The sequence below is a fragment of the Cytobacillus gottheilii genome (genome assembly GCF_018582665.1).
Classification (GTDB): domain Bacteria; phylum Bacillota; class Bacilli; order Bacillales; family Cytobacillaceae; genus Cytobacillus; species Cytobacillus gottheilii.
On record NZ_CP071709.1, the window covers coordinates 1386018 to 1403385 of the forward strand.

Below are 17368 nucleotides of genomic sequence, written 5' to 3' on the forward strand. Positions count from 1 at the left end.
GGAGGCTTCAACATGATGGATATTATTACGATTGGGGAAGCGATGATCGCATTTAACCCAACAGCAACAGGTCCGATGAAATTTGTAAACAGTTTTGAGAAAAGAATAGGCGGTGCAGAGCTTAACACAGCAATTGGCTGTGCCCGTCTTGGCTTAAAAGCTGGCTTCATCAGCAGACTGGGCAATGATGAATTTGGAAGGTATATTCTAAATTATGCCCGCGGAGAAGGCATCGATGTTTCAGAAGTAGAATTTGTAGACGGCTATCCGACTTCCGTTAATTTCAAAGAGATTATGGAGGACGGCAATGTACGAACCTTTTTCTACCGTGATAAATCACCGACATTGACAATGACGGGGCAGGACTTAGATGAAACGTATATCAGTCAGGCAAAAATTCTTCACATTACAGGCATCTATCCTGCAATAGGCGAGAGAAATATTGAAGTGATTAAGAAGGCGATTGAATACGCCAAAACAAATGGCGTGAAAGTCTCATTTGATCCCAATATCCGCCTTCGCATGTGGAGTAAAGAAGAGGCACGCAAAGTGCTATCAGAAATCCTTCCGCAAGTTGATATTTTACTGGCTGGCGATGAAGAAATGGAGATTATTCTCGGTGAAAAGGATCCAGCCATTATTATTGAAAAAGCAAAGGCATTAGGTATTTCAGTGATTGCAATAAAGCAAGGCGATAAAGGCTCTGTTGGATACATGGAAGGTAAAACAGTGAATGCTGCCCCTGTAAAAGCTGCAAAGGTTGTTGACACGGTTGGAGCAGGGGATGGATTTAATGCAGGTTTCATTTATGGATTTTTATATCAGTGGCCTCTTGAGAAAATTCTTCATTTTGCAAATACGATTGGTTCGATGGTGGTTTCTGTTAAGGGAGATAATGAGGGGTTGCCGTATTTGCAAGATGTTCAAGCTAGACTTGGAGAAGTGGAACGGATTGAAAGATAATAGATTTGCAGCAGTCTTAGGGTCCTGACAGTTGGGAACGAAAGCTAAACGAGGTGTTATATTGAAATTACAGCTGGCATTAGATCGATTAACAAAAGAAAAGTGTATCACCATTGCGAAAGAAACAGAGGCGAACATTGATATTATTGAGGTGGGAACAGGCGTTATTAAAGAGTATGGAATGTCGATCATTCGTGAATTGCGCACTCTTTTCCCAGAAAAGTTAATTCTTGCTGATATGAAGACATGTGACGCAGGTAAGCATGAAGCCTGGCAAGCCTTTGAGGCAGGAGCAGATATTACGACAGTCATGGCGTTTTCGTCAGATGTGACAATAAAGGACACAATGCAGGCTGCACGAGAAATGGGTAAACAGGTCATGGTCGATTTACTGGAGGTTCATTCAAGAGCAAGAATAGAGGAGCTTAAGGATCTTGGTGTTCAGCTTGTCAGCTTGCATGTTGGAAAAGATCAGCAGACGGTTGGCAAGTTTAACACGGAACTGTTTTCACTTGTGTCAGGTTTTGATTTTAAAGTGGCAGTAGCAGGTGGAATTAATCTCGATAACGTACGTGAAATTGCCGGACACAAGCCGGATATCATCATTGCTGGCAGCTCTCTGACAGGTGCAAAAGACCCGGCGGCGGCGGCACACATGATGAAAGCTAATCTTCAATAGAACCAATATAAAAAGTCTTAAAAAGGAAATCCCCGGGTGAATGAACCCGGGGATTTCTTTTACATTAATCTAAATTAGTGAATTCTCTGCTCAGTGCCAGCATCAAAGAAATGACCTTTGTTCATATCAAATGCAAGCTGCAGAGACTGTCCTGGTTTAATATCAGAACGGGAATCAACACGTGCAATATAATCCTGACCTGCAAGGCTGGCGTAAATCATTGTTTCAGCTCCTGTTAATTCGGAAACATCAATTTTCGCTTGAATCGTAGTCTCTGGGAATGAATCAATCATAAGCTGCTCATCATGAATATCCTCAGGACGAATGCCAAAAATAATGTCTTTTCCATCGTAACCTTGTTCACGAAGAGCCTTTAATTTTCCTTCTGGTACAGCCAGGGCAACATCGCCAATATAAAATTTGCCTTCTTTTAACTTACCGTTGAAAAAGTTCATAGCAGGTGAGCCAATAAAGCCGCCGACAAAAACATTTTCAGGCTTTTCATATACTTCTTTTGGTGCTCCGACTTGCTGAATGATGCCATCCTTCATAACAACAAGGCGAGTCGCCATAGTCATTGCTTCTGTTTGGTCATGTGTAACATAAATCGTAGTAGTTTGCAGACGCTGGTGAAGCTTGGCAATTTCTGCTCTCATTTGTACACGAAGCTTAGCATCCAGGTTTGAAAGCGGCTCATCCATTAAGAATACCTTAGCATCCCGGACAATAGCACGCCCTAGTGCTACACGCTGGCGCTGACCGCCTGATAAAGCCTTTGGCTTTCGTTCCAAATAAGCTTCCAGTCCAAGAATTCTTGCTGCATCCTGCACACGTCGATCAATCTCTTCCTTTGGAAACTTGCGCAGCTTTAATCCAAAAGCCATATTGTCATATACGCTCATATGCGGATACAATGCATAGTTCTGGAATACCATTGCGATGTCACGGTCCTTAGGGGCAACATCGTTTACACGCTTATCATCTATATAAAAATCACCTTGAGAAATTTCTTCCAGCCCTGCAATCATTCTGAGTGTAGTGGACTTTCCGCATCCAGATGGTCCAACAAAAACAATAAATTCCTTATCTTTAATATGCAAGTTAAAGTCTTCTACAGCAGTTACCTTGTTATCATAAATTTTGTAAATATGGTCTAATTTCAATTCTGCCATGTAAATCAGCTCCCTGTCTTAGATACGTTTATTGTAAAACATTGGTCTCTAAAACCATATGGGAAACCTGCACAAAGATAATGAAAGCGTTTTATGCAATGTGCTGAAAAAAGTTTAAATGCTATACACAATTGCCAAAGCCAATGGTGAATGTTATTCTGTGCTGCTTTGCTTTAAGTACAAACAGGCAAGATAAACGGTAGATGCCTGTTTAAAGTCTTTTAAATTTATGCCTGTTTTTTCACCGAACTTATCGAGTCTATATTGCAATGTGTTGCGGTGAATAAATAACTTTTTCGCAGTCATGGAAGCATTTGATCCATTATTCAAAAAGACCATTATAGTAGTTAATAATTCCTGGTCATCCAAAAGAAATGAAAATCTAGCCAGCAGACTGTTCTGTATGTATTCTGGCATCTCATTAATGAGCATGACGGGAAGAAGAGTCTCAAATGTAAAGATCTTTTCAGCATGGTTTCCTTTTTTGGCTGTTTCAAATATGTTTCCATCATGCTGAAAGTTTCTTGGTAAATCTTTTGTAACTGGCTGAGGTGTACCAATGTATAATGTTAAATCTGTTAAGAAATCACTCTCAATCGCATGGCAGATTCCTTCAAATTCATCTGATTGAGGTGAGTGATGGTTATATTCTTCAATAATGGCGCCTTCGAAGTCATTCTTCCAAAACATGATCATACTTTGGTGAAAAAATCCTTTAAAGGCTGTTTCAAAATCGTAGGGTGTCCAGTCGCCTTTTGTAACAGCAAAGTGAATAATTCGATAGTCTGCATCTTTCGAATGCTGTGGAAATGCCCCATCCTCGGTTAAAAATTGTCGCCATGACTCGGCAGCAGGTGAATGATTCAGATTGGGGATTTGCGGAGTAAAGAGGGTTTGCAGTAAATGAAGCTCATTTGCTGTCAGATCGGCAGAAGGAATGCCAAGCCATTGAGCGCCCTCTTGAAACCAGTGATAATGGCTATTATTTTGTATAGCATCAGCCAGGATTGAATTTGGATAATGACGATGTATTTTTAAGAGCATGATAAAACCTCGATTTTCCTTTTTAAAAATTATAGCATAACCTTGGTTATGAAATCGTTTTAAGGTTAGTCTCCTTTTTTAGGATACAAAGAAAGGACATTGAAGATTTTTCAAATGTCCTTTTTCGCTTATTGATTCAATTCAGAATTATGCGGCGGTGTTTCTTCCGGGAAATCAACGGCTTCCTCAATGTTGGCAAACTCATCTTTTCTATGAACGGATCCGCCCGATAAACCTTCATTGATCATACGATCAACGTCCATATAAACTTTGTCTTTTCCTTCATATTGCAAATCTTGCGTCATATTCTTCTTTTTATGTTTGCTCATTAAAAAACTCCTTTTTAGAAGGGCAAATTAGCATTGAGCAATCATCATATGCTCAGAAGTGCTTAAACATAGCCTTTGAAAAAAAGATAAAGCCTATTCGTATACATGAAAAAGCATTAATTCATGAATTTGCGATTTAATTTTATCGAGATCCTGTGCAGGAGGTTTGGAATGTGTCCATTCAATTTTGCCATCCTGATGATAAACACCATCATACCTTTGTTTTTCAAAATAAAAATGAATAGTCCATCCAGGAAGCTGTGAATTATTGTATAAAGGTTTAAACTGAAAATGCTGAAGCATATTTATTCCCCCTTTATGTTTCATTGTAACTGCTTACATATGAAATCCCAACCATTAAATACGAGGAAAAAAACTTTTCTTTTTCAGCAGATTAAAGGGCGGATTCTCAGGGAAACTTACAGATAGTCATGGCTTTTGGGTGACAAGTGTTTGTTTTTTGAAATTGAGGGAATAAAAAGAACACGATATATACAGGAGGGATTCTTTATGAAAAATAAATTAGCATTTACAACCGTAGCATTAGGAGCAGCTTACTTAATGAGAAATAAAGACGCTCGTCAAAAATTAAAACAGCAGTTTCAATCCTTTACAAACTCAAAACGTTCCTAAAGATAAAGCTGCAAAAAAGCCAGGCGAAGGTTTCGCCTGGCTTTATTTCATTCCATTTTGAAAAGGTTTAAATCCAGTTTCTTTAAAAAACAGGGTGCAAAGCTGCTGAATTCTTTTCGACTCGATTTCTTCTTCATCAAAACTCATCGGTTTAGAATTGACCTCGTAAATATAATAATCCCCTGTGTCTGAAATGCCGGCATCTATGGAGAATTCTCCAAAAAAACCAAACGCTTCAGATAGACTGTGTCCGAGCTTTGCTGCAATATACTCAATGAATTGATCATGTTGCTTTGTTTGAATGAGAGTATAAGGAAGGATTTTTCCTCCGTTCGGGATATGTGTGGTAATCTGCTGAGAATTGGAGACTCTCAGCCCAATTCCTGTCACATTATAGCTGTGATCAGCGTAGTGCACGAGTATACGAAAGTCATAGCGGGAGCCGTGTATTAAAGCAGGGGAAATGGCTTCCTGAGCGATATAATCTTTATGTTTAAACTGGCTTTCTGTATCTTTCCAAAATAGTTGAAAAGAGGGATAGAGGGATTGCGCAGTGTGTGAAGTGAGTGCAATAGCATGGTCTTCACGCCATTCTGCAACATATATGCCTTTTCCTTTGGCTCCGCGTGAAGGTTTTAAATAGATGCGCTTATACTGCTGAAGCAGCGATTTAAGCTTGGATGCAGTAGGATTTGTTAAGGTGGCCGGCAAATATGGAGCTAAGTCCTCTGAGGAACTGATTAACTCATAGAGTTCTTTTTTTTCAATAAAACCTGGATTGAAGAAAGGGATATTCATTTTACGAATATTTTTAATAGCATTATGAAAGCTTTGTGTATTTTCGTGCTTTCGAAATGGTGCTCGGTTATAAATTAGATGGGGGAATGGGCATGACACGGGAATCCATTTATCTTCTGCAGGCGAATAAAGAAAGCCGTTTACACCGTTTTTGTGCCAATGTTTTGCGGTGAACACAACAGAAACTCCCCCTTGGTGCAAGAGCTCTTTCTGCAGCCGCATAAACAAGGGTCCGTTGCCGGCCAGGTTTCCGTGTTTATCTTCACCTGTTAAAATGCCGACTAAGGGGCCAGCATTGTTGCCCTTTAAGGAGAGAGAGAAAGGAATCATCTCATGATTCCCTGTCTCCCTCCTTTGAACTGGCTTCCCGCTGCTTCCAAATGTCAGGACTTCATCGCTATACCAGCTTTTGTCAGAAGGGCAATAGAATACATTCATTTAATAACTTCCCCAGGTGAAGTGATGGCCTTTTCAGTCAAAAAGACAGCATAGGATAAGCTGAGCTTCCGGGTCAGCAAGTCAAATTCTCTCAGCTCAGGGTGTTTAAAAATAGAGCGGCCAGGTTTGCTGTTAGCTTCGAACAGCCAGACATTTCCCTGACGGTCGAGTCCAAGATCAAAACCGATTTCACCGATTAGCCCTTCAACTGTTCCTTCCAAAGCTTTGCTTATCTCTAGAGCTGCTTTACTTAATGAATCTACAGCTTGTTTTTGCTCCTCTTTGTTTGTAAAGATTTCTTCAGCTGTCATAATGACTCCACCGCTTTTTACATGTGTCGTCACACTTCCCCGGCCGGCAACCTTAGCTGCGAGGGCAGAAATCTGCCACTCTCCATGTTCATCTTTGTTTGTATGCACACGGAAATCAATAGGCCGCTGTTCTTTGCGGATTAAATGAATACCTTGCTGAACAAGCATACTGTTAAGATTTCTGTTTTTAAAAATGTATTTACTTAAAGCCTCAAGGCTGCTGAACTTTTGCAGTTTGTTTTCTTTATTTTCATCTCGGTACCGGCAATAATAAGCCTCATCCTGACGATCATAAATAATCTGATGAATACCCAGTCCCAGACTGCCGTTTATTGGCTTCATATAAACATGACCATAGTCAGCCAGCATTCTTTCAACGATGGAAAAAGAAGTGAAAGGATGTGTTTCCGGCAAGTATTTTTCTACAGAAGTTTGCTGCAGTCTTTCACTGATATCCAGCTTGTTAAAAAATCCTGGGTTATACCAAGGAATGAAGTATTCCTCCTGCAGCCGTGCTTTAACGGCACGATATTGCTTTTGTCTTTCTGTTTTACGGTTCGGCAAGCGATCATAAATGGCATTAGGATAAGGGACTTCCATTGTAATCCATCCTTCTTTAAAGTAAAAGTATCCATTAATTGTGCCTTGTTCCCAATTGATATGCTGTTCTCCAAAGACAAATGGAATCGCACCTATGTTGCTTTTCACAGACAGCAGTTTGGCAAAAAACATCGTCCGTTCACCAATAGGTCTCATTGGAAAGGAGGTAAATCCGGAAGTAAAAATGCCAATAAGCGGTCCGATGACCATTTCCTCTCCTTCAATAAATAAATGAAGAGGCACCTTTAAATCCGGAAGTAATAAACGTTCTGCAAGCTCAGAGCTAAGGATGACTCTTCCTTCTTTTCCTGCTGTTTTTACTTCTACGTTTTCTGCTGAATGGGTGCCAAATGTTATTTTCATCTGCTGTGGCAGCTTTAGGCTGCTTGGTACAATAATCGTATTATGCAAATCCTCAGATCTGCTAATTTGATATTGTTTTTTCATGGTGGTCCTCCTTAGATTGCAGATTCTTATCAGCTAAATAGTTAGCGTATAGAAGGGGGGCTTTATATAGGTCATCAGAGCTTTCTGGATACAATGTAAGCATTACTTTTCTGCCGGGCTTTGAATTGATATCGAGGATCCAAATGGCTCCATTTGTATCAATCCCTATATCAATGCCTAATTCAAACAAGGGAGGAAAGTGTTTTTCCAGCAATACAGGGATGGTCTCTAAAATATATTGCAATTCCTCGATGATAAAGGCACTTTGTTTTGCTGGTAAGGTTTTTAGCCAATCATCTGTTTTTGAAACCAATCCGCCTGCACTCATATTTGAAATGAGTCCATTCTTTCTGCCTGTTCGAATGCCGTTTCCAGCCTGATGCCACTTTCCTCTTTTATCTTTTTGCAGAAGAAAGCGAAGATCAAAAGGCTCCTGATGCTGATTGACAAGTGTTAAGTATGGCTGATAAAAATAAGCATTATTTTCAGTGAGCTGTTCAAGCCATAATGCTGCCTTTGAGGCAGGAAAGGTTTTAGTCATATATTGATTTTGTTTATCTGTTTCAATTAAGATATGATCCTTCAGCTTTGTTACTTTATAGATGCCGCGTCCCTGTGAGCCGTTAGCAGGCTTTAATACGACAGGCACAGAATCATGCAAACTTTTAATAAACGCATCTGGACTAGTAAATGCTGCTGTTATAGGTAAATAGGGATTAAGCACAGTTTGGCGCAGCTGTTCGTATAATGACAGTTTATTCGGCAGGCCATATCCTATAAAAGTTAGATCCTCCCGCTTTTTCAGCCAGTTAACAATCGATGCGTTATGCTTGGAATAAACACTATCTGAATAAAAACAGCGATCGTAAAGTATGGGAGGAATATCAAATTGACAGCTTTCCCACCTGTCGTTCGCAGGATTATATTGTTCTCCATCTGCTTTCTCCGTCATGGGATTTATACTGCTTGGAATAAACCGGTAACATAATAGATTTAACGCTGAAGCTCTTTTTGCCATTTCAGTGTGATAGGTTGTTTCACTCGTTTTACTAAGAGTCATAATTCCAATGGATCGCAATTTCTATTCCTCCCCTTTAGCAGTTTGGCGAAACGCCATGGATAGACAATATTCAATGACAGCACGGGCAGAGGGGCGAACTTTGCTTGTTTGCTCCTCTGTATTTTTTGAGGGTTTCACATTTGCTTCAATAATCCACAGTTTTCCTTCTTCATCTAACCCAATATCAATGCCGAGTTCAGCAAAGAGGCCTCCGGATTTTTGATCAATGATAGACGAAACCTCTACGGCAAGCTCCTTCATAAGTGAGAGCTGCTGTACAGCTTGTTTGTGGTCCGTATAGATTGAAAGGATTTTTAATGGCTTTACCATTTCTCCTCCGCGCGCTAAATTGGAGACAAACTGATCTTCAGCTGAGATCCGGGCAACAGCAGAAGTGGCTTTCCAGATATTTTGATAGTTTTTATGGCAAAGAATCCGAAAATCGAGCTGACGATTTTCAAATGTTTTAAGAGATAAAGCTCTTTGAACAATATAGCTTTGCTTTGTTAAATAGTGCGAAAAAAATCTGTTAAAGTGGTTATAATCTTTAAACTCTCTAACCGATCCTCGTTTCCCGGCAGTTGAGGCTTCACTATAAATAACTCCATCTGAATACTGCACGCGCAGAATACTGCGCCCTTGACTTCCTGTTACAGGTTTAAGATAAATGCATTCATACAAATTAAGAAAATCTTTAATCGTCTGCTTATCTGCTACAGCACTTTCTGGGATATAGGCCTGCATATGCTCTTCAGGATAAAGCAGCTCATGTACATCATCTTTTGCCAGGAATCGGTCATTGAAAAGGGGGATATTCAGTTCATTGATTGTCTCTCGAAATGTTTGAAACTGATGGCTGCCTTCAAGTTTTCTGGAGTGGAGACGATTGTAAATCACACCAGGCAGCGGGAGACTTGTTTTGATCCATTGATCATTTTTAAAAATATAGCCGCTTACTTCTCCGTTTACGAAGTCTTGAAGCTTGAATACATACAGTATTCCGCCAATATCTGCTGCTGCCTGATGTAATTCCAAACAAAAGCTATGAATGGAGCGAAAGTTCGCTTCTCCATTTTTCTCTTTATAATCGGTTAAAATTCCGATCACAGGACCAATCACAAGTGTGTTTTGATTCCGCAGAAAACGGGCAAGCAGTTGAAAGGGAGCTGAATCTAATTTCCATTGCTGTAAAATATGACTGCTTAAGTGAATATGATTTGTCTCAATCGCTTCAATCCGCACATGTACAAGTTCGACTGTACTGCCAATCTTTATGTTCAGCGGAAGATCGGTATTGATTTTCAAGTGTTTTGCCAGGGACTGGCTAATATGCATATATTTATGGTCATTTTGAAACGTTTTAAGTGCTGCAATCGTAATAGGGGTTAAAGAAACACTCATACACATTCCTCATTTGCTCGTCTTCGATTGTGTTAGTATAATGAAAAAATAGGCAAAAGCTGATAAAGCATCGTATGATTTACGTGGACTTTTTGTGCTTTTATGAAAGAAGGTAGAGGGAATGCAAATTACGATAACCATTTTACTTATGGCCGGTATTGGAGCTGCAATCGGCGGCTTTACAAATTATCTGGCGATCAAGATGCTTTTTAAACCATATAATCCTGTTTTTATTGGTAAATGGCAGCTGCCATTTACCCCTGGATTAATTCCGAAGCGCAGAGGAGAGCTCGCTGATCAAATGGGTAAGCTTGTTGTCAATCACTTGCTTACGCCTGCAAGCATTAAACAAAAATTTATGAATGAAAAGTTTCGAACTGAATTGACTCTTCTCGTTCAAAAGCAGCTTAGCAGTTTTTTAAGGTCAGAACAAACACCAGAACAGCTATTTGAAAAAATGGGCATAACAAATGCTGTAGAAAAAACAGAAACACAACTTGACTTGCTAGTGGAAAATAAATATGAGCAATTTATGGGCAAATACCGTGATAAGCCCTTGCGTGACGCTTTGCCAGCTGAGATTATTGAAAAAGCAAACAGTAAAATACCGCTCATTACATTAATGATTCTGCAAAAGGGAATTTCTTATTTTTCCAGCATGGATGGGTATATGCGCATTCAGCGCATGGTCGATGATTTCGTCCGCGAAAGAAACGGCATGTTTGGCAATATGCTGCAAATGCTGGCTGGAAACATCAATCTCGCAGATAAAATTCAGCCGGAAATCATTAAGTTTCTAAAAAGTGAAGGAACGGCAGATCTAATTACGACTTTAATAAAAAATGAATGGGAAAAACTGCTTGAACGCGAAGCTGCTTTTTTTGAAGATCAATTTGAAAAAGAAAAGCTCGTTGGGATGGCCAAACGATATGTAAAAAAAGCTGTTAACGCAGAAAAACTATATAATACTCCAGTTTCAGAGCTGACTGCGAAATATCATGACACTATCGTGGATGACATAGCACCAAAAATGGTTGCGTTTGGTGTAAATGAGCTATCAGAAAAAATAGAAACACTGATGGAACGCCTGCGCATAGCAGATATTGTAAAAGAACAGGTTAGCGGATTCTCAGTAGCAAGGCTCGAAGAAATGGTCTTCTCGATTATAAAGAGCGAGCTGAAAATGATTACGTATTTAGGCGCTCTTCTTGGAGGAATAATCGGAATAGTCCAAGGGATTATTGCACTATTAATGAATTAAAGGTATATGATTAGATTTCAAAGAACCAGTCTGTTATAGTGGTTTGGTATGAAGAAAAGCGGAAGGCGCTTGCTTAGGGACGACAAGCTTAAGGCGAGACGGCTGGAAGGTTGCCCTTTAACCTTCAAGACGGATTGACTTAAGACCTCGAGTCCCTAGCGGCTGAAGCTAGACAAAGAAAAGCGGAAGGCGCTTGCCCATGATTAGATTGGGTGCTTAGCGCCAGGAGCTAGAAAAAAGGAGTGTCTATTATGGCAGTAAACGTATTTGATTCAGCATATGAACTTGAAAAAACAGTGCGTCAGAGCGAAGAATATGTAACATTAAAAAAAGCGTATGATGAAGTGAACGCAGATCCTTCTGCAAAATCAATGTTTGATAACTTCCGCAACATTCAATTAGAGCTTCAGCAAAAGCAAATGTCCGGCCAGGAGATCAGTCAGGAAGAAGTAGAGCAGGCTCAAAAAGCGGTTGCGCTTGTACAGCAGCATGACAAAATTTCTGCTCTTATGGAAGCAGAACAGCGTATGAGCATGGTGATTGCTGAACTTAACAAAATCATTATGAAGCCACTTGAAGATTTATACGGAGCTGGCGAGTAAGAAAGAACATAAGCATATAACAAGAACATAGAGCCGAATGATTAGGAAGTGAACCTCTAATCATTCGGTTTTTTGTTTGTGATTTTATAATATAACTAGCAAATAAAGCGCAGGTGGAACAGGCTTGTTTAAATACACAAACCATATGCAATAGTGTATGAATTTAATGGAATTTGCCGTTACTATATAAAGAGAAAAGAAAGGAGGCAGAGACCATATGAAGCAAGCAATTTTTCTGGATCGTGATGGCGTCTTAAATGAAGTTCTGACAGATCGGGTCAAATTTGTAAACAAACCTGAACAGCTTTTTTTACTAGAAGGTGCAGCTGAAGCTGTTGGAGAACTTACAAAAAGCGGTTATGACATTTTTGTCGTGACCAATCAAGGCGGAGTTGGTTTGGGGTTTATGAAGGAAAAACAGCTGGTCGAAATACATAGCAGGCTGGAAGAGCTAGTTGGCGAGCATGGGGGCAGCATTATAGAGGTGGCCTATTGCCCTCATAAACCAAAAGAAGGTTGTGAATGCCGCAAGCCAAATGCTGGAATGCTTCTAAGGCTTGCTGAAAAATATGAAATTGATCTCGCAAACAGTGTCATGGTAGGCGACCATGAACGTGATATAGAAGCAGGGATTAAAGCGGGCTGTAAAACGGTTTTTATCGGAGATGAAGAAACGAAAGCAGATCGAAGAGCAGATTCGCTTAAAGAAGCAGTACCATCGATTTTAGAATTGCTTTAAAATCTCGAAAAGATAAATCAGCATTACTAGAAAAGCTCAAGCTGCAGTGATTGTTCTATTTCTGCTTTCGCTCTCATACAAGTGTTATAGGGACAATTTACACCATGAATGGGGGCAAAAATATGATTTATCGACTGCTCGCTTTAAATATTGACGGTACACTGCTGCAGTCAAACGGCAGGCTGCACAAATCTACAAAAGAAGCAATCGAGTATGTGCAGGAAAAAGGCATATATGTAACCTTAATTACATCCCGCAGTTTTCCATCTGCGAAAAAGGTTGCGAAGGCTTTGAAGCTGGACACACAGATTGTGACGCATAGAGGAGCATTTATCGGCAAAAACATCGATAAACCAGTTTATGTGAATAGAATTGCAGAAGAAGTCACATATGATATTATTCGATTTCTTGAAGGGTTTCCTTGTCAAATTAGAATCGTACATGAAAAATTTGCATTAGCCAATAAATATAAGCTTAATCATAACTTAATGGCAAAGACGGTATTTTCTTCAGGGGACCCAGTTTTCTATTCACAGCAATTTGTTGAGTCTGTAAGCGAGACTATTTTAGAAGAGCCTGTTTCACCGCCGAAGATCGAAGTGTACTTTGAGAACAGTGACGATCTTGAAGACGCAAGAACAGCTATCAGAGGGATGTTCTCGGAGGTAGACATGCTTAAGCTCAATGACCTTCGCCTTGAGATTGTCAGTGCTGGCGTTTCAAAGCTTAATGGTCTCTTATACTTAGGTGAGCAGCTTGGCATCCGCAGTAACCAAATGGTTGTCATTGGAGATGGAATGGACGATCTTGAAATGATTGAAGCAGCCGGGTTAGGAGTGGCAATGGGCAATGCGCCAGCTGAGGTTAAAAATGCTGCAGACTGGCTGACAAGAACCAACGACCAGCACGGCGTCACCTACATGGTCAAAGAACACTTCCGCAAACAGCAGCCAATCCAATTTTTGCGCAAAATGAACTTATTAAAATAATATTGCATTTCCTGGGCTAAAGAAGAAATTCTTTAGCCTTTTGAATATAAAGCTAAATGAAAGACAGGATCGTTTACACATAGAAGTTACTCTAATATTGACCTAATAAACTCTCTTTTGTAAACTTAAAGAAGTTTGTTTAAATACGATCCTATTTCCACAAGGGAATAGTTTTTATAAAAAGGTGATTCTAGTGAAACTAATGATACAAGGTATAGAGGATGACCGTTTTCATCGTCCGCTTCGTCTGATTGCCAATTTGTTTTTTGAAGAAAGTCACATTGTGATGGAAAATGAAGCAGAGGATGTCGATGTGCACATCGCTTTTGAATTTTCTATGGATACATCGGTTCAAGTTTCTGCAAAGCTGCAAGATCTGAATGGAGTAAGCCATTCTGCTCAGTACGAACGTACTCTTGGATCGGATCTTACAGAAAAAGAAGAGTTTAAACAGTTGAAGCATGCTGTTTCATATGTCTATTTGACAGTATTGCAGGATTGGACAGGTGTAAGACAAAAGTGGGGCATTTTAACTGGCATAAGGCCAACGAAGCTGCTGCACCGCCACATGCAAAATGGACACCCGCTTACTGCAGCACATCAGCAGCTAAAAGAAGATTATTTAATTACAGATGAGAAGATAGAGTTAATGCAAAGGATTGTCGATCGCCAGCTTGCAGTTGTGCCGGATCTATATGATCTCCAGAAGGAAGTCAGCATTTATATTGGGATTCCCTTTTGCCCAACGAAATGTGCGTACTGTACTTTTCCCGCATATGCCATCAATGGCAGACAAGGTTCGGTGGATTCATTTTTAGGCGGCCTTCATTTTGAAATTAGAAAAATCGGGGAATGGCTTAAAGAAAATAACGTCAAAATTACGACCGTTTATTATGGCGGCGGTACACCGACGAGTATTTCGGCCGAAGAGATGGACATGCTTTATGAAGAAATGTACACCTCATTTCCAGATGTAGAAAACATCCGTGAAATTACGGTCGAGGCAGGACGGCCGGATACGATTACACCGGCAAAATTAGATATATTGAAAAAGTGGAATATTGACCGGATCAGCATTAATCCGCAATCCTATACGCAAGAAACACTTAAAGCCATCGGCAGACATCATACTGTTAAAGAAACCATTGAAAAATTTCATCTTGCGAGAAATATGGGTATGAATAACATAAACATGGACTTAATTATCGGTTTACCAGGTGAGGGCTTAAAAGAATTTGAACATTCTCTTGATGAAACAGAAAAGTTAATGCCTGAATCTCTAACTGTTCATACACTTTCGTTTAAGCGTGCTTCTGAAATGACGAGGAATAAAGCGAAGTATAAAGTGGCGGAACGCGATGAAGTCGAAAAGATGATGGAAATGGCTGAAAAGTGGACAGTTGAAAAGGGGTATGAGCCGTATTATTTATACAGGCAGAAAAATATCCTCGGCAATCTGGAAAATGTAGGTTATGCTCTTCCAGATCAAGAGAGCATCTATAATATTATGATTATGGAAGAACTGCAGACCATCATTGGCATCGGCTGCGGAGCAGCAAGTAAATTTATTGATCCTCAATCAGGAAAGATCACGCACTTTGCCAATCCAAAAGATCCGAAAACATACAATGATAGCTTTGAAGCGTACACGCAAGAAAAAATTGATATATTGAACGAGCTATTTTTACAAAAACAAGAATAAACCTTCAAGAAAAAGGCTGTGACATAAGTATTTAACATGACATAGAACTGAATGATTAGGAAGTTCTTCTTTCTAATCATTCGGTTTTTTATTTGTTATTTAAAAATATTTCTTTTAAATATGAGTGAAATGGAGCGGAGGACCCTCGACTCCGGAGGGAAATAGAGGAAAAGGTGAGACCCCGCAGGAGCCCGTGCGACGAGGAGGCTCAGCTTCCTCCCCTCGGAAAGCGAGGGTCCGCAGCGCAATGGAACGCGCTTGTTTAAATTACCAAACCAATTACATTTATATTCAAGTCTTAGAAATAGAATTTTCGTTTTGTCCAAGAGCTTTTCTTTTTAAATAAAAAATTTTCATCATAGCAGGATAATCGTCATGTGAGACGAATGATATAAAGACAATCAATCATATACTTCTAAGAGTAAAATGTAAGCGTTTACTATTTAAAGGGGGAATGTTTATGATGATGCAAACACCTTTGACGATGACGCAGATGATTAGAAGAGCTGAAAAGTTTTTTCCAAAAAAAGAGGTTGTCTCAAGAACAGGCAGCGGCATTCAGCGCTTTACGTACAAAACGATTGCAGAACGAACAAAAAGGCTGGCTGAAAGTCTGCAGAAGCTGGGCATTAAACGTGGAGATAAAGTTGGTACATTAGCATGGAATCATCACCGCCACTTAGAAGCCTATTTTGCGATTCCGTGCAGCGGTGCTGTTCTGCATACAATTAATATCCGACTTTCTCCGCAGCACATTATATACATTATCAATCATGCAGAAGATCAGGTGCTGCTGATCGATCCTGACATTTTCCCATTAATTGAAAAGGTAAAGGACCAGCTGACAACTGTGAAGGCCTTTATTGTCATGTGTGCTGAAGATGAAATGCCTGAAACAACGATAGAATCTGTTTATAATTATGAAAGATTGCTGCAGGACGCAAGCGGAAACTATGAATATCCTGATGATTTAGATGAAAACGCACCTGCAGGGATGTGCTATACATCAGCAACAACAGGCAATCCAAAAGGAGTTGTCTATTCTCACCGCGGCATTGTTTTACACAGTATGGCGCTTGGAATGGCAGATAGCGCAGCTGTCAGTGAAAAGGATATTGCACTGCCGGTCGTGCCAATGTTTCATGTCAATGCCTGGGGACTGCCTTTTGCAGCGGTATGGTTTGGCACAAGTTTAGTTTTGCCTGGTCCTTACTTTACACCAAAATTAATAGCGGAACTAATAGAGTCTGAGAAGGTGACCATTACTGCCGGCGTTCCTACCATTTGGCTTGGATTATTAAAAGAACTAGATGAAAACAGCTATGACATGAGTTCACTGCGAAGTGTCCTCTGCGGCGGATCAGCAGCACCACGCGGGATGATAAAAGCGTTTGAAGAGAAGCACGGCATTCCGTTTATGCATGCTTATGGAATGACAGAAACGAGTCCGCTTGTTGTTATTTCTTCATTAAAAAGCTATCAGGAAGAACTTTCTACAGAAGAAAAGTTAAATATTAAAGCCATGCAAGGCATTCTCGTCCCTGGCTTGGAAATGAAGGTTGTCGGAAAAGATGGAGAAGCATCATGGGACGGTAAGGAAATGGGCGAATTAGCGATACGGGGACCGTGGATTGCATCGGGGTATTATCGTGATGAGCGATCGGATGAAGCGTTTCGGGATGGCTGGCTTTATACCGGTGATGTAGTGACTGTTGATGAAGAGGGCTTTATGAAAATTGTAGACCGTACAAAGGATTTAATAAAAAGCGGCGGTGAGTGGATCTCCTCGGTTGATCTTGAAAATGCAATGATGGCACATGAAGCCATATTTGAAGCGGCTGTCGTTTCTGTTCCGCATGAAGAATGGCAGGAGCGTCCCGTTGCCTGTGTTGTTTTAAAGGAAGGATACAAAGGAACAGTAACGAAAGAAGAGTTATACACTTTCTTACAGCCGCAGTTTGCGAAATGGTGGCTGCCTGATGACATTCTTTTCATGGAGGAAATACCAAAAACGTCTGTCGGGAAGTTTCTGAAAATGAGATTAAGAGATCAGGTTCGAATGATGAGTTCGGAGCTGAACTAATATACGGATCGAGCGCTTGGGATATTTTGTCCAAGCGCTTATTCAATTGTTTCCTTTTACAAAGCCTGTTACTTTTACAAGGACTTCATGAAGTCAGATATTATTTTAATGAATTAT

At 40.1% G+C, this 17368-nt stretch carries 17 protein-coding genes; 9 read left to right on the forward strand and 8 right to left on the reverse strand.

Features of this window, described 5'->3' with window-relative positions; all coding sequences use genetic code 11:
• The first annotated feature begins 12 nt into the window (after nucleotides 1-12).
• Nucleotides 13-963: a sugar kinase gene (locus tag J1899_RS06850; protein WP_214478163.1), complete on the forward strand. Its 951-nt coding sequence runs from the start codon at nucleotides 13-15 to the stop codon at nucleotides 961-963.
• Between the two features lie 61 nt (nucleotides 964-1024).
• Nucleotides 1025-1642: a 3-hexulose-6-phosphate synthase gene (gene hxlA, locus J1899_RS06855; protein WP_214478164.1), complete on the forward strand. Its 618-nt coding sequence runs from the start codon at nucleotides 1025-1027 to the stop codon at nucleotides 1640-1642.
• A 74-nt stretch (nucleotides 1643-1716) separates the two neighbouring features.
• Here the strand turns inward: hxlA and J1899_RS06860 are convergent, their stop codons facing one another.
• From J1899_RS06860 to J1899_RS06875, 4 genes are all read right to left on the reverse strand, one after another.
• Complete coding sequence (locus J1899_RS06860) at nucleotides 1717-2814, reverse strand: ABC transporter ATP-binding protein (protein WP_066447894.1); 1098 nt, start codon at nucleotides 2812-2814, stop codon at nucleotides 1717-1719.
• Nucleotides 2815-2967: 153 nt separating this feature from the next.
• Nucleotides 2968-3858, reverse strand: coding sequence for a PucR family transcriptional regulator (locus J1899_RS06865; protein WP_214478165.1), 891 nt, complete (start codon nucleotides 3856-3858; stop codon nucleotides 2968-2970).
• A 128-nt stretch (nucleotides 3859-3986) separates the two neighbouring features.
• The gene (locus tag J1899_RS06870; protein ID WP_214478166.1) at nucleotides 3987-4187 is read right to left on the reverse strand and encodes a hypothetical protein; all 201 of its coding nucleotides are present in this window, start codon (nucleotides 4185-4187) and stop codon (nucleotides 3987-3989) included.
• Nucleotides 4188-4280: 93 nt separating this feature from the next.
• Nucleotides 4281-4490 carry a YheE family protein gene (locus J1899_RS06875; RefSeq protein ID WP_214478167.1) on the reverse strand — a complete coding sequence of 70 codons (210 nt, stop codon included), beginning with the start codon at nucleotides 4488-4490 and terminating at the stop codon, nucleotides 4281-4283.
• A 207-nt stretch (nucleotides 4491-4697) separates the two neighbouring features.
• Here J1899_RS06875 and J1899_RS22730 point away from each other — a divergent pair, with 207 nt between their 5' ends.
• Nucleotides 4698-4820 carry a hypothetical protein gene (locus tag J1899_RS22730; protein WP_257298207.1) on the forward strand — a complete coding sequence of 41 codons (123 nt, stop codon included), beginning with the start codon at nucleotides 4698-4700 and terminating at the stop codon, nucleotides 4818-4820.
• A gap of 42 nt (nucleotides 4821-4862) precedes the next feature.
• On the opposite strand, the gene J1899_RS06880 is transcribed toward J1899_RS22730, so the two are convergent.
• The 4 genes from J1899_RS06880 to J1899_RS06895 are packed head-to-tail and all read right to left on the reverse strand — an operon-like array spanning nucleotide 4863 to nucleotide 9875.
• Nucleotides 4863-6056 (reverse strand): YheC/YheD family endospore coat-associated protein, encoded by a 1194-nt coding sequence (locus J1899_RS06880; RefSeq protein WP_214478168.1) that lies wholly within the window; start codon nucleotides 6054-6056, stop codon nucleotides 4863-4865.
• Complete coding sequence (locus J1899_RS06885; protein WP_066447872.1) at nucleotides 6053-7414, reverse strand: YheC/YheD family endospore coat-associated protein; 1362 nt, start codon at nucleotides 7412-7414, stop codon at nucleotides 6053-6055. The genes J1899_RS06880 and J1899_RS06885 overlap by 4 nt, the downstream gene beginning before the upstream one ends.
• Complete coding sequence (locus tag J1899_RS06890) at nucleotides 7392-8492, reverse strand: YheC/YheD family endospore coat-associated protein (protein WP_214478169.1); 1101 nt, start codon at nucleotides 8490-8492, stop codon at nucleotides 7392-7394. The genes J1899_RS06885 and J1899_RS06890 overlap by 23 nt, the downstream gene beginning before the upstream one ends.
• A 3-nt stretch (nucleotides 8493-8495) precedes the next feature.
• Nucleotides 8496-9875 (reverse strand): YheC/YheD family endospore coat-associated protein, encoded by a 1380-nt coding sequence (locus J1899_RS06895; protein ID WP_214478170.1) that lies wholly within the window; start codon nucleotides 9873-9875, stop codon nucleotides 8496-8498.
• 121 nt (nucleotides 9876-9996) lie between these two features.
• On the opposite strand from J1899_RS06895, the gene J1899_RS06900 reads away from it, so the two are divergent.
• From J1899_RS06900 to J1899_RS06925, 6 genes are all read left to right on the forward strand, one after another.
• Nucleotides 9997-11136 (forward strand): DUF445 domain-containing protein, encoded by a 1140-nt coding sequence (locus tag J1899_RS06900; RefSeq protein WP_214478171.1) that lies wholly within the window; start codon nucleotides 9997-9999, stop codon nucleotides 11134-11136.
• A gap of 251 nt (nucleotides 11137-11387) precedes the next feature.
• Nucleotides 11388-11738, forward strand: a complete 351-nt coding sequence (locus tag J1899_RS06905; protein WP_214478172.1) for a YlbF/YmcA family competence regulator — start codon at nucleotides 11388-11390, stop codon at nucleotides 11736-11738.
• Between the two features lie 217 nt (nucleotides 11739-11955).
• Nucleotides 11956-12477, forward strand: coding sequence for a D-glycero-alpha-D-manno-heptose-1,7-bisphosphate 7-phosphatase (locus J1899_RS06910; RefSeq protein WP_214478173.1), 522 nt, complete (start codon nucleotides 11956-11958; stop codon nucleotides 12475-12477).
• Between the two features lie 122 nt (nucleotides 12478-12599).
• Entirely contained in the window at nucleotides 12600-13466 is an 867-nt protein-coding gene (locus tag J1899_RS06915; RefSeq protein ID WP_214478174.1) for a Cof-type HAD-IIB family hydrolase, read from the forward strand.
• 202 nt (nucleotides 13467-13668) lie between these two features.
• Complete coding sequence (locus J1899_RS06920) at nucleotides 13669-15168, forward strand: coproporphyrinogen III oxidase (protein ID WP_425515008.1); 1500 nt, start codon at nucleotides 13669-13671, stop codon at nucleotides 15166-15168.
• 463 nt (nucleotides 15169-15631) lie between these two features.
• Nucleotides 15632-17251 carry a long-chain fatty acid--CoA ligase gene (locus tag J1899_RS06925; RefSeq protein WP_214478786.1) on the forward strand — a complete coding sequence of 540 codons (1620 nt, stop codon included), beginning with the start codon at nucleotides 15632-15634 and terminating at the stop codon, nucleotides 17249-17251.
• Nucleotides 17252-17368: the final 117 nt, after the last annotated feature.

Bases quoted from the DNA above. Each gene is read 5' to 3' on its own strand.
- J1899_RS06910 (WP_214478173.1), top strand. From the start codon at position 11,956: ATGAAGCAAGCAATTTTTCTGGATCGTGATGGCGTCTTAAATGAAGTT.
- J1899_RS06900 (WP_214478171.1), top strand. From the start codon at position 9,997: ATGCAAATTACGATAACCATTTTACTTATGGCCGGTATTGGAGCTGCA.
- J1899_RS06850 (WP_214478163.1), top strand. From the start codon at position 13: ATGATGGATATTATTACGATTGGGGAAGCGATGATCGCATTTAACCCA.
- J1899_RS06875 (WP_214478167.1), bottom strand. From the start codon at position 4,490: ATGCTTCAGCATTTTCAGTTTAAACCTTTATACAATAATTCACAGCTT.
- J1899_RS06880 (WP_214478168.1), bottom strand. From the start codon at position 6,056: ATGAATGTATTCTATTGCCCTTCTGACAAAAGCTGGTATAGCGATGAA.
- J1899_RS06895 (WP_214478170.1), bottom strand. From the start codon at position 9,875: ATGAGTGTTTCTTTAACCCCTATTACGATTGCAGCACTTAAAACGTTT.
- J1899_RS06905 (WP_214478172.1), top strand. From the start codon at position 11,388: ATGGCAGTAAACGTATTTGATTCAGCATATGAACTTGAAAAAACAGTG.
- J1899_RS06920 (WP_425515008.1), top strand. From the start codon at position 13,669: ATGATACAAGGTATAGAGGATGACCGTTTTCATCGTCCGCTTCGTCTG.
- J1899_RS06925 (WP_214478786.1), top strand. From the start codon at position 15,632: ATGATGCAAACACCTTTGACGATGACGCAGATGATTAGAAGAGCTGAA.
- J1899_RS06915 (WP_214478174.1), top strand. From the start codon at position 12,600: ATGATTTATCGACTGCTCGCTTTAAATATTGACGGTACACTGCTGCAG.
- J1899_RS06865 (WP_214478165.1), bottom strand. From the start codon at position 3,858: ATGCTCTTAAAAATACATCGTCATTATCCAAATTCAATCCTGGCTGAT.
- J1899_RS06870 (WP_214478166.1), bottom strand. From the start codon at position 4,187: ATGAGCAAACATAAAAAGAAGAATATGACGCAAGATTTGCAATATGAA.
- J1899_RS22730 (WP_257298207.1), top strand. From the start codon at position 4,698: ATGAAAAATAAATTAGCATTTACAACCGTAGCATTAGGAGCAGCTTAC.
- J1899_RS06885 (WP_066447872.1), bottom strand. From the start codon at position 7,414: ATGAAAAAACAATATCAAATTAGCAGATCTGAGGATTTGCATAATACG.
- J1899_RS06860 (WP_066447894.1), bottom strand. From the start codon at position 2,814: ATGGCAGAATTGAAATTAGACCATATTTACAAAATTTATGATAACAAG.